The sequence below is a fragment of the Candidatus Uabimicrobium helgolandensis genome (assembly GCF_041508025.1).
Classification (GTDB): Bacteria; Planctomycetota; Uabimicrobiia; order Uabimicrobiales; family Uabimicrobiaceae; genus Uabimicrobium; species Uabimicrobium helgolandensis.
The window spans coordinates 2,443,924-2,456,144 of the sequence record NZ_CP165719.1; the positions used below are offsets into that span (position 1 = coordinate 2,443,924).

The window sequence follows — 12,221 nt, forward strand, 5'->3', positions numbered from 1 at the left end:
CCGAACACACTTTAATAAAATCTCTCTTTTCTTGTGTTAATCGTGTCGGCATACAATTCCACTATTTAATTATCTTGTTTTATTTTATTCAGCATTTTTTTGATTTCTTTTTTATTAAAATGTTTTGAAATCACCAACTTTTCGAGCATTGGTATTGCTTGTTCTTTTAATTGAGATAAACGATTTGAGATAAAGATATTTATTCCTAATTTCCCATGTACCAATATAACCTCTCCAACATGTTGAGGCGACTTTTTTAGAAAACACTGGTCGCGGTTTTATATTTGCAATATATTCTCTTAACGGTTGAGAATAAAGGTTGTTTACTGGCTATATTCTTTACCGTCTAGTTTTTCTGCTAGCTGCGCTGTTGCAAAAATTTTTATAGGAAGTAATACTACCAATAGTAATATTTTCACCAAGGTTATCCTCCATAGTTCTAATTTACAAGAAAGACTCCATATCGCCATACGAAATGAATGGTTGCGATTACCATTAGATTCCACCCAACAAAAAAGATTTTCATGAACCAAACTGGGTAGCGACGTGGCCCAAATGCTGCGTCGAAAATAAAGAACAATACACCAGCAGACATAAAAATAGCGACAATAGGTGTGCGAAAATAAATATAAGCAATAACTACCTCGGCTGTCATAATAAAAATTAGTAACAACTTAGCGCGAAGCGCACCGATAACAACAGCAGTAGATTTACGGCCAGCAACTTTATCAGCATCTATATCCATTATTTGCCCAAATAAGTGACTTTGCATCGCAAAAAGCGTACTAAACACCATCGCTGGCGCATTGAGTTGAGGAACATCACAAAGCCAGCTTGCCATTACAAAAATTAATAAATAGCCTACCTGGTTTAATAAATCAAGTAATGGCAAAGATTTAAATCGCAGAGTATTATATGTAAAGTTAATTAATACAACTCCACTAAACCACACTAACATTTGCCAATTTACTAGTATCACAAAAGCAATAATGAATGGCACTTGCACTAAACCCATCCAAAACGGTAATACTGATCTCATCTTAGAATCAGGTCGAGCGCCAAATAGCCAACTATCTTTTCTTTCATTGGCTTCATCACTAATAGCATCTCCCAAATCATTCCATCCGTAGATTAATAAACTAAGGGGAAAACAAACGTATACAGCCCCAAGCCAAAAAGAAGGATTTGAAAACATATCGCGAGTGGCAAATGGCAAACAAAAAAACCAAAGATGTGTAGGCCAAAAACCTGGTCGAGCTATCTTAATTAATTCGAGAATGTGTTTCATATAAAACCTTCTTCCTAAGTATTCTTCTAGTATTTACAACACAAAAAATTAAACCACGAAAGTAAAACGCATTGTAATATTACCATCTTCTTCTCTAGCCTCAACGAATTCGACCTAGAACACACTTAACCAAAGCGTGGCAATGTCAATTCTTTTTCTGTAAACATGGTCGATAGAGATTTAGATTTATTTGTAGGAGTAAACAGCGGACTTCTGAACATACTTTTTGTAAATAAATAGTTGTCGCGTTGGTAACTGTTATACAGCTTACACTAAACAGTGAACGAAAAGATTGTAATTCTCATTCTTGTTTTTGCTGAAGTAAAGCCATAATTTCTTTGTATTCACTAGCCTTCGCATAGTCAAAAGCTGTATTTAAAAAAAGATCTTTTGTTTTAGTTTCTGCGTTGTTGGCAACAAGAGTTTTTACAACTTCAGTATATCCATCAATAGCAGCGTATATCAAAGGTGTCCAGTGCCCTTCGTCTTTTGCGTTAATATTTGCCCCTTTTTTAAGTAAAAGGTTCACAATATTTTGATGCCCGCCTTTGCACGCAAACATTAGAGGCGTTATACAATCTTTATCTTGAAGGTTGACTTGAGCATTCGCTGTGAGAAGTAAATCAACAATTTTTTGGTGCCCATTTTCACATGCAAGCATTAGAGCTGTTACACCATGTATATTTTCTTTGGCGCGAACATTTACCTTTGCAGCAATCAGTTTCTTTACCATTTTTGTGCGCCCTAAACGGCAAGCGTGCATTAGAGATGTCCAGCCAGCAGAATCTGTGGTATTGCCATTTGCCTTTTTAATAAGAAGAGTATCTAATTGCTCTATATTATTTTCTTTGACAGCTAATATCATAGGAATTATTTCTTTATATATTAGTCTAAACCCTAAGTTATATTCCGAATCCTGAGGTTGTAATCCGTTGATTTGAGGATTGCGTATTACTTTGAATTCTCGAAAATTATGATGCCAATTTTCACACCATTCGCCGCGAACCCCACCAATCATATTGTACATGCCAAATCCACTACGGCTTTTCCATTTACCTTGTGTAAATTCTTGCACGCCTGCGGCAAAACATGCAAACATCCATTGTTTGCTTGTAGGAAGATTAATATTCGCCGATTTGATATACTTTTTGTAAATATCATTCCACGATATTTCACTCAAACCGTAAGGATTCCTCTTTGTAACTCCAAATTCGTGTTTCATCATCCAGAAGCAATCGATGTTATATCCATTGTAAACTCCAGGTGGTACCAGAACAAATACACAACGATTGCGTTTGATTTTTATAATTTTTTCTAGTGGTAAATTATTCTTGATGGCGTACCATTTTTGATATAGATGAGCATATTTTATCTTTTTGTTGGTATCTAAAATTTGCCATTGGTAATTTTGAAATTCAAAATACTGGCCATTCCAACAAACATCCCACACCTTAGGGTCAAATGGTTTCTTTTTGGCAGCGTCTCCAGCGATAAGTTCTAAAATTTCCTTATTATTCTTTGCATAAGTAAAACAAGAAAACCGATCATCTCCAGCAGAAGTAGAAGCTCCAAAGGCCATGAGAATCTTGACAATTTCTACATAACCTTTTTTAATTGCAATGATTAAAGCGGTATCGTTATGTATATTGGGGTGATTTATCTTTGATTTTGGGAGTAATATTTTTAATGACTTTGGGCTGTTGCTTTTTGCTGCAATAATAAGAGCGGTATTTTTTCGATATGCTTCTATATTAACATCAGCTCCTAATTCTACGAGAAGTTCAGTTATTTTTTCATTATCGTTCCTAGCCGCAATCATTAATGCCGTTTCGCGTTGTAGGTTTTGATGATCTATATCGACTTTTGGTAGTAAATTTTGTGCAATGTTAAATTGTTTATGTTTCAAGGCTAACGTAAGCATCGTGTTGTCTTCACCATCTAATACATTGCAATCAGCTCCGCTGCTTAGTAACAGCTGAGCAATTTTTTCGTTTTGCTGATTCAAGGCAACTATAAGCACTGTTTTCTTGTGATTATCTCTAATATTTATATCGGCACCTGCTTCGATAAGTGCCTTTACAATATTGTAATATCCCTTATCTACAGCAATGAATAACGCTGTTTTTCCATTTTCATCACACTTGTTGATTTGCTTGTCTGTGGAAATCAACTTCATGGCCTTATCTGCATTTTCTGTTTTTAAAGCGTCGATGATCGATCCACTATCACAGGACACTAACAAAATGATAATGAAAAAATACAGAGTACGCTTTACTCTATTTTCTTCGAGCATTACCTTTATTCTTTCCTACACTTTCAATAACATCAACAGCTCTATCGTGCTGTGTATAGAGATCGTTTTTGCGTGCATACTCCCAACCATTTTTTCCCCAACGTTCATATAAATCAGAGACTTGTCTCATATCAAATAAAGCTTTATTTAAGCAATTTTGATCAAATGGCGCAGGAATAACAATACCATTTCGCGCTTTCTCAATGTAAAAAGCGTAGCCGCAATTAGCAGTTGTTATAACAGGAAGTCCAACCACTGTAGCTTCTAAAATTACTTTTCCAGCAGATTCATTGTATGAGGGATGAAGCAACATGTCACTTTGTTGATAGAGACTATGTACATCTGAACGAGCGCCTAGAAAGGTAACATTTTCTTCTATATCTAAACGTTTTGCCATGTTTACAAAGAAAGCTTTTTTACCTTTGCCAGCAATAATTAGATGTGTTTTAGAAAGTAGGTTTTTTGGTAGACTACTAAGAGCTCGAATGGAGCGATCAACACCTTTTGTCTGAAAACCAGAACCAACCATTAAAATAAGAAAAGTCCCATCTGCAAGCTTTAGCTCTTTTACAATAGTTCTATTATTACAAGGAGAGTACTCTTTTAAGTTGGCATCAATTCCAGGAGGCAGCATATGAATATTATCTTGTTTTATAGCATAGAACTTCTCAAAATCCTGCATTTGTTGTGGTGCGATAAGCAATAGATGTGGAAAAGGTGGTTGAAAAAGACTGGCTTCTAATCGCAATTTATGACGATGACGCGACACAAGTTTTTTGATGGGTGAAGGTTTGCTTTCTACTTTTCTTGCATAGCAACTATCGGCAGCAAAATAAACGTCAAGTCCAGGTATTTTGTTAAAACCAACCACAATATGTGGTTGGTCTTTCTGCAGTTTTAAGCAAAGTTTCTTAATAAAAGCAACGTCTTTACCTATATTACTTATAGAGTTTGTTTTTAAGAGATGGACATGAAAACCTTGAGGTACTTCTCCTTGCCAACTACGCGTATAAACATGAATATTGTGACCGCGTTCTTGGCATTTTTTAGCAATAGCTAAAAAATCAGACTGTAAGCCTCCAAAGGGAAAGTACTTAAATAAACAAAAACCTATTTCCATTACTCTGCACTTTCTTGCGTTTCTTCGCTAGAATTTTCTTGTTCTATTTGTGGTGCTTTGTTACGACCAGTGCGCCATTTCTTCTCATCTTTAGCAAAAGCTTCCATTTCGCAAATCATTGAAATAACCATATCGCGTTTTTTGACTTGATGCTCTTCGTGATCGCATTTTTCATCTGTGAGTCTTTTCGCTTCTTCAAAGCTCACAACTCTTATTTCTTCAATTCCAGCGCCTTTTTTGAGCATGCCTTCTACATCCTGGAGATTGCAACGTACAAAACAGCCAAGGTAACCTTTTCCTCGCAATCTACTGCGAATGCTAAAAGCACTGATGCGAGCACGCGTTAACAGTCTTTTGTTTTGTAGTTTTATTTTACCTAGTGGTGTGAAGTAGATTAATTTAAAACGCGTTTGTGGTAGTCCTACTTCGCGATTTAAAATATCAGCTGCGGTAGCATGCATATTATCTTCGTATATCCCACCTTGGTTAAAAGACCAAAATCCATTGACTCTAGAAAAAATAACTTTTTCTAGTTGCGGATCAAACACTCCCATCACTGCTGTAGGGCGATAGCCAAAAAAATTCCAACGTCGAACTGGGTCGCGAAAAAAAATACCAATAACAAAAACAAATATAAATGGCTCGATAAAGTTCCAAAAAAAACTAGTATACTCTAGATATTTTACAAGTTGATCTAGCATTTTATTCTCCTAGCGTCATAAATTACTATTGCAATTCAGGTAAACCTCTATCTTGAAATACAGTACTAAAAATTGCGTCTATACACGTTTTATGTAAATTTTTAGCATACTCAACTTTTTTATCCCAACGTTCTTGTTGTTTTTCGTTTAATTCCATAATAGGAGTAAATTGAGGCTCTTTTTTAAGCTCTAAAGCATAGTCAAATAAAACTTCGTACATTATTTTGCGAACATCTCCAACGTCTATACGATCTTGAGGCTGGTGGTGGATCATTTTTTCAATAAGATCGCTTAAAATATCAACAATCGGGTCACTTTTGATATGATCTTTAACTCTTGGTTTCTCAGGGTCCAGAATCTTGCTCATAATATCGAAAGTATTTTTACCACTTACTGGTTTTTTACCTGTCAACATCGTAAAAATAACCATTCCTAGTTGGTACATATCACAAGCTGTTGTTAAAACGACATCTGTTGTAAATTGTTCTGGTGAAGCATAATACAATGAACCTGCAAATCGTCCCTTAAGAGCATTCTCTTCTGCACTTATTGGGCGATATCTCTCTTTGAGTTCTTCGGCGCGATTTGCTTCTTGCTTTTTAACTTTCTCTATCGCTTCTGAGAGAATTTCGATTTTTTCTTGTAGAACTAGGTCTATTGCCTCTGAGTTTTCTTGTATGTGTGTTAGATTCTGCAAAATAGTCTGCATATGTTCTCGTTGAATACTTATTTTACAAAATTTTTCATCGACAATACGCAGCAAACGCTTACGATCATCAGTTAGATGATTACTAGCTTGTGTTGTGGTAATCGCCAACCCAAAATCAGTTAACTTGGGTATTCCTTCTTGGTCTAGAAGTATATTCTGAGGCTTAATATCGCGATGAATAATTCCTTTGTCTTTTAAAATTTGTAATGATTGAATCATTCCATACATGATGGCAAAGGCAATGGAGGGTGACAATCTATTTTCCGGGCAACTTTTATATATTTGTTCTAAATTTCCCTGGTGTGCAAATTCAAGCATTAAGTAATAACCAATTTTCTCCTGGTCTTTTTTTTCGTCTCTTGCAAAGAGCCGTCCTTGTTGAACACAACCGATAATAGTATTACAGATATTTTCATCTTCAGCTAAACTAGTTAAAATTTTTGCTTCTTGGATAAGAGACTCTTCGTACCCTTCAAAGCCTACTTTTATAACAAATTCAGTTTCTTTAGGAAGGTCAGCATAAAATACTTGTTCACCTTTAAGGTTTTTCAAACTTCTTAAGTAAGGAGCAAATTTATATCGAGCCCAGTAATTTTCAGGACGCAAGGAAAGTATTGTGCTATCGTGTTTACTAATAAGCTTTAATATTGCGCCCATACCACCGCGATCCATCTCTGAAATTTCATAATCACCTTCAAAGAACTCTTTGATTCGGTCAATGTGCGCGCTTACTTTTTCATACGCTTTAAGCCTATCAATAAAAATAATAAACGTTTGTTTTTGCTCTTCACTATCTTCAACAATGAATTGTTTTCCTTTGTATAGCTTATATTTACGAACAAACTTTACCCATGCCGTCGCTTCGTGCCTATTATCAAAATCAACAGTGATTTTTACCTTTTTTCCAACTAAATGGCGGCTTACCATCAAACTTTTTTGTGTAAACGACATTGACTTCATAGAATCTTTTATTGAAACCAGCGAATCTACAGTAATATCATTTAACGTTTCAATATGCTCTGATTCTAAGCTATAAGTTTCTAAAAATTTAGAACCACTCAGTTCACTACTGTCAATCTCAACAGAACCTTTTTCTGTAATAATTTTGGTCACACCATCTTTTTCAGAAACGCTAATTTCAGGATTATTTTTTGTGATAAATTCTTGACTATTCACTTCATGAGTCTTATATAAATCGTCACTATCTACTGTGTTTTGTAAATCGTTTTCATCTATGATGTTTTCACTACTCTTTTTAGACAAAGCTTTGGCTTTTATTTGTTTTTCGTCTTGTTCTGTATATTCTGTAGTATTTTCAGGGTTTTCGTACGCCTGAGTAATTGCAGTTTCTAAAATATTCTCAAATTTGTAATAGTGCTTTTGAATGCACCCTTTTTCCAGGTCTATTTCTATTTCTAGATAACTCATTTTCTCAGTGCCTTTAATCAACCAGCACTCTTCGTGGAAAACATTTTGTAAATAGCCAATAATTGTCTCTTCGTATCTTTTAGGAAAATAAAACTTCAAGCACGGAAGAATTTCATTTTTATCCATGCTTTGTTTAGTCAAAGCACTGTCTATTTCTTCTTGAATATATTTTTCCAATTTTCCTTCTGAAAACAATATATTTTCAGCGTCGAAAACAGATTCTTCTTTTTCATCTTCCACAATAGCTTCGCTATTCTCAATTCCGATTTCTCCCCAAACATTCTTATCGGTGCTTGGTCTTTTGACTCTCCGGGTGATCGTTTGTTTTTGAATTTGAATTGTATTACGTGGTGGAGCCTTAAGTGATTTTAAAATTCCATTTAGTTGTTTAACAAAATGAAATGGAGTATCACGTTCTTCAGGATTACTATTGAGGTTTTTGCGAATGATTAACTTTATTTTTTTAGGTAGATGCCCTGGCCACTTATCTAATTGTGGTGGAATATCTGTTTTACTTTGAAGCTCAATAATTTCTTTAACATTTTTTTCACGAAACAAAGGTTCATTCATCATCATTTCGTAGTATATGACATTCAAAGAATACACATCTGATTTACTACTTACTTTTTGCTTTTTTATTTGTTCGGGAGATAGATATCCTAGTTCAATTGCTGGCAAACAATAATCGCATAGTTTTGCAACGCCAAAATGGTCTATTATAATATTAGAAGGTTTGATATTGTTATAAACAATACCAAAGGGATATCCAGAAAAAATACCTTGAGAAATATCCAAAAGAACTTGGGTTGCTTCTATGGCATCAAAAGTTCTAGTTTCAAGTTTTTTTTCAAGACTTTCACCTTCGATAAATTCGCGAAAAAAATAAGCGCTACTCTCAGCAATATGCGCTTTATGAACTTTTGCTAAATTACTATGACTTATGCGAATTGTAGTGTCAAGTTGTTGAAAAAAAGTTTTTGTATGCTCACTATCTTTTAATAGCGTTTTTGAAAATAATTTCAAAACGCATTTTCCGCTCTCAGAATTTTCGGCAATGTATGTTGCCAAAAGATAGTTATTACCTATTTCTTTCCGAAAATTCCATTTGGGAAATTGTTGTGAGATAGAAAAGTCATTCATTGTTTTTTTCCTATAAAATTCTAGCGCAGCGGAAACCGGAACTTTTATCTCGTAAAGTGATTATACCAAAAAAACGATGATAAACTTTTAGCGTATCGATATCATAAGAGAACGCTCCCCCACGACAAACTTTTTCCTCATCTTCACTTTGCGGCGGACCAACGGGATTTTCACGGCAGCTTTTTTCATAATAATCATCATCATACCAATCGTAGCACCATTCCCATGCGTTTCCTGCCATATCAATACAACCATATGCTGAAGCAATATCATCAAAGTTATTCACTGAGGTAAGATGATTAGATTGGCCGCGAAAATTTGCTCTTTGCGAACAAGGAGCTTCATTTCCCCAAGGAAATTGGCGACCATCTGTTCCTTTAGCCGCTAATTCCCACTGTGCTTCTGTTGGTAAATGTTTTCCAACCCAAGCAGCATAAGCCATTGCTTCATACCAAGAAACACCTACAACTGGCAATAAAGCATCGTTAAATTTTGGGTTGTCCCAAAAAGCGGGCAGTGAAATAGAGTTATTAACACGCCACTGCCAACCAAGATCACTCCAAAATCCTTGAAATTGATATCCTCCAGAGTCGATAAACTTTGCAAATTGTTTATTAGTTACCGGGTATTTATCAATCAAGTATTCTGACAGCACAACTTGATGTTCCGGCTCTTCATCCTCAAATCCCATTTTAAACTCAGCTGTCGGAACATGAACCATTTCGCTATTGTCAATCCGACATACAATCGAATCTTTCTTTTTACTAAAACCTTTTGGAAGACGAGAATTATGATTGCTATTCACTGCAACAGGTTGTCCCTGTTTGGTAATAAGTAAAGACTCTATTTCGCTAAGAGTTGTATTATGGCTAGGAGTATAATTCATTGGAGCAGTCGCATAGTTCATCGGCATATAGTGTTGTGGCATTTGTTGAGGATAACCATGCATGAAATTATTCGCGGTTGCCTCTTCATAATCATGTCCAAAGTCTTCTTTTTCCATAAGAGCCTGAATACCAATAACCAGTCTTTCTTCTAAATACTTCAATCCTTCAGGTGTCATTTGATAAATGATAGCTGGGCGTGTTCGCCAATCAAATGGAAGACATTTATGATCTTGTGCCATTAAAATCAGATATTTTTTTTTGGTACGCGCAAATGCCGCTTCATGAACAACATTTGGATTTGGCACTTCAAGCATTCTATCTCCGGTAAAATCGGTTATAAGAAAATCCGATTTAAGTATTTCTTCCTCTATTTGTTTATATATGTCTTCTCTCGCCCACACTTCGTCAATACGAATTACCTTGATATTCAGTGATTCGCATGCGGCGCGAATTGTTTTATAGACCGAATGAAATTTCTGATCAAATGGCATCGCGATAAATGCTTGCGCTTGGTGCATGGGGCGCTCCTTATAGTTTTTGCAGTTGTCTTTGTCTTTCGCTATCAATCATTGACTTTACTTTTCCTCTTACCTTCGGATTAATATCAGTAGAGAGGCTTATTGTTTTTCGCTTAGGGTTACGATAGTATTCTTCGATTACACGTGCAATGGCATAACCATTCAAAAATTGTTGCGATGTGGTACTCGAAAAATTGATATTACCATATGATTTAAAAAGATTAATTACTTCATTTTTAATTAGCAGTAATTCTCGTTTTCTAACTTTATTTTCAATATCTTGTAAAGAAAGGAAAAAGTTAGCGATATTTTTTTCTCCGCGAGATGATTGATTTTGTTTTGCTTGCTCAATTAAAACGCGCAAATTTTTTGGAAATTGTGGTGATGGAAATGAATGTTGTATATTCCGCTGTAACTGTTGCAGAGAACTAGCTTTTATAACTTTTATCTTATCAGCAACACCACGCGGCGAGGTTTCGAAAATACTGATGCTTGACTGTTGGTACTTAGCAAGTGTAAATAATTTTAATAACAAACTTAATCTTGATGCTGCTGGCTCTTTTGAGTACAGAAGCGCCTTCGTTTCTTTATTTAACTCTAGTACCAGATGCGCTTTCATTAGAGTTTCTATTTTGTTACTAAGCGGCGAACAAACAAAATTTAAACTTGCTTTGAAACCAGAAAAAGTTATCTTATTTTCAGGACGCATAAATGAACTAGTGAGTTCTAAAATTTTATCCACTGTAACATTTCTTTCACACTTTTTCAAAGTATTCAAGCAACTAGTAATATTTCTTTCATTTTGAATTTTTCTAAAAATTGTCATATCACCACTATTTGACACAAGTAGTTTTTGCAATTTATTTTTAATATTAGTTTCCCCATAACGACCTAAGTACTTATTCATAATAGAGGCTAATTTTTGCGGATTTCGGTTGTACGCGCGAACAATATTTTTTATCTGATAAATAACAGTTAAATTCCTATATTTTTTTACAATTGTTGTACTTTGTAAAGGATACTTATCAAGTAATTTATCTAACTCTTTTGTTGTAGAAGTTCGTTCAAACTGCTTACGAAAAGACTCTCCATGTTTTTTTAAGTGTACTTCTGTGCAACAGTGTAAATAATCCCGTATCTTGCGATTAATACTCTTTTTTGAGCAAATAAGCGACAATCTATCAAGTGTGTGGTTATAAGATTTTGTTCCTTGATTAACTATATTCACAATAATTTCATTTTCCCACAATAATTTAGAGCGAATCATCAAAGTATTCTTTAAAAAAGTAACAAATTTCTTTTGCTCTTTAGATAAACTAGTCATCAAAGATATACTACGCAAAATCTTAAACACATCTTTAGCTCTGGCGCGCAAAAATTCTCGCTCATTTGGAATGGCAGTCCACGGTTTTGGTTTTTGTTTATGAAATGAAACAAGCGTTTGAACGCGAAGATCTTCGAGTTCTTTATCTTGTAAGGGAGAATTTGTACCTAAAATTGTTTTACTTTTTTTTATAGGGGCCGAAGCAGAAGTAAAAGTCTCTTCGCGAAATAAGTTTTTCATCGCTCTAGGACTACTTTGAATTATCGTTTTAACACGTTTACCGATAACCTTTTTACTCGCGGAGATAGTTTGAATGCGATTACGCCACACGCCTAATTTTTTTTTAGGGGTCACATTTTTTTGCGTAAGAGATAGTCTGTTTTTCTGCAAAACATTACAAAAACTTTTAATCACTTTGTTATGATTTTTCTCTTTTTCCCATTTTGCAAGACTTTTGAGTACTGACTGAGAATTTCCTTTTACTTGTGGATATAGATTATATGCCAAAAATTTAGCTGTCGTTTGCGGAATATTGGTATTTAAAACTAAAACAACCACATTCGCGAATTCTGTTGCACTTTTTCCTTCAGCAAATTTTTTTATGTTTTTTCCCATAAGTTGTCTACTAAATAACAATACAAGAGGTACTAAAGATGGTCGAGCAATCAAATCTTTCTTAAAATTTTTTATTGTATAAGGCATAATTAACCTGTAGTAATGAGTAGTAATACTTGGGGCAAAAAATTATATGCAAGAACCTCTACAACAAACTTCTTTTGAGTTCGTCTATATTAAAGGTCTCTATCGAGATAA

At 34.7% G+C, this 12,221-nt stretch carries 8 protein-coding genes; all 8 read right to left on the reverse strand.

All coding sequences use genetic code 11. The features are described 5' to 3' along the window. Positions 1-65 precede the first annotated feature (65 nt). The 8 genes from UABHE_RS08945 to UABHE_RS08980 all read right to left on the reverse strand — a co-directional run bounded on the left by UABHE_RS08945 (position 66) and on the right by UABHE_RS08980 (position 12,110). A complete protein-coding gene (locus UABHE_RS08945; protein ID WP_372369907.1) occupies positions 66-224 on the reverse strand; it encodes a hypothetical protein in 159 nt (52 codons plus the stop codon). A gap of 215 nt (positions 225-439) precedes the next feature. Continuing rightward, positions 440-1,288 (reverse strand): UbiA family prenyltransferase, encoded by an 849-nt coding sequence (locus UABHE_RS08950; protein ID WP_372369908.1) that lies wholly within the window; start codon positions 1,286-1,288, stop codon positions 440-442. Between the two features lie 301 nt (positions 1,289-1,589). Continuing rightward, positions 1,590-3,581, reverse strand: coding sequence for an ankyrin repeat domain-containing protein (locus tag UABHE_RS08955; protein WP_372369909.1), 1,992 nt, complete (start codon positions 3,579-3,581; stop codon positions 1,590-1,592). Then, complete coding sequence (locus UABHE_RS08960; protein ID WP_372369910.1) at positions 3,565-4,701, reverse strand: glycosyltransferase family 4 protein; 1,137 nt, start codon at positions 4,699-4,701, stop codon at positions 3,565-3,567. The genes UABHE_RS08955 and UABHE_RS08960 overlap by 17 nt, the downstream gene beginning before the upstream one ends. Beyond that, entirely contained in the window at positions 4,701-5,402 is a 702-nt protein-coding gene (locus UABHE_RS08965) for a hypothetical protein (RefSeq protein WP_372369911.1), read from the reverse strand. The genes UABHE_RS08960 and UABHE_RS08965 overlap by 1 nt, the downstream gene beginning before the upstream one ends. Before the next feature lie 25 nt (positions 5,403-5,427). Beyond that, the gene (locus UABHE_RS08970; RefSeq protein WP_372369912.1) at positions 5,428-8,679 is read right to left on the reverse strand and encodes a protein kinase; all 3,252 of its coding nucleotides are present in this window, start codon (positions 8,677-8,679) and stop codon (positions 5,428-5,430) included. A gap of 10 nt (positions 8,680-8,689) precedes the next feature. Further along, the gene (locus UABHE_RS08975) at positions 8,690-10,084 is read right to left on the reverse strand and encodes a formylglycine-generating enzyme family protein (RefSeq protein WP_372369913.1); all 1,395 of its coding nucleotides are present in this window, start codon (positions 10,082-10,084) and stop codon (positions 8,690-8,692) included. 10 nt (positions 10,085-10,094) lie between these two features. Beyond that, complete coding sequence (locus UABHE_RS08980; RefSeq protein WP_372369914.1) at positions 10,095-12,110, reverse strand: hypothetical protein; 2,016 nt, start codon at positions 12,108-12,110, stop codon at positions 10,095-10,097. Between the last annotated feature and the right edge of the window lie 111 nt (positions 12,111-12,221).

Coding starts and splice junctions, on each gene's coding strand:
- UABHE_RS08950 (WP_372369908.1), bottom strand. CDS start 1,288: ATGAAACACATTCTCGAATTAATTAAGATAGCTCGACCAGGTTTTTGG.
- UABHE_RS08955 (WP_372369909.1), bottom strand. CDS start 3,581: ATGCTCGAAGAAAATAGAGTAAAGCGTACTCTGTATTTTTTCATTATC.
- UABHE_RS08960 (WP_372369910.1), bottom strand. CDS start 4,701: ATGGAAATAGGTTTTTGTTTATTTAAGTACTTTCCCTTTGGAGGCTTA.
- UABHE_RS08965 (WP_372369911.1), bottom strand. CDS start 5,402: ATGCTAGATCAACTTGTAAAATATCTAGAGTATACTAGTTTTTTTTGG.
- UABHE_RS08970 (WP_372369912.1), bottom strand. CDS start 8,679: ATGAATGACTTTTCTATCTCACAACAATTTCCCAAATGGAATTTTCGG.
- UABHE_RS08975 (WP_372369913.1), bottom strand. CDS start 10,084: ATGCACCAAGCGCAAGCATTTATCGCGATGCCATTTGATCAGAAATTT.
- UABHE_RS08980 (WP_372369914.1), bottom strand. CDS start 12,110: ATGCCTTATACAATAAAAAATTTTAAGAAAGATTTGATTGCTCGACCA.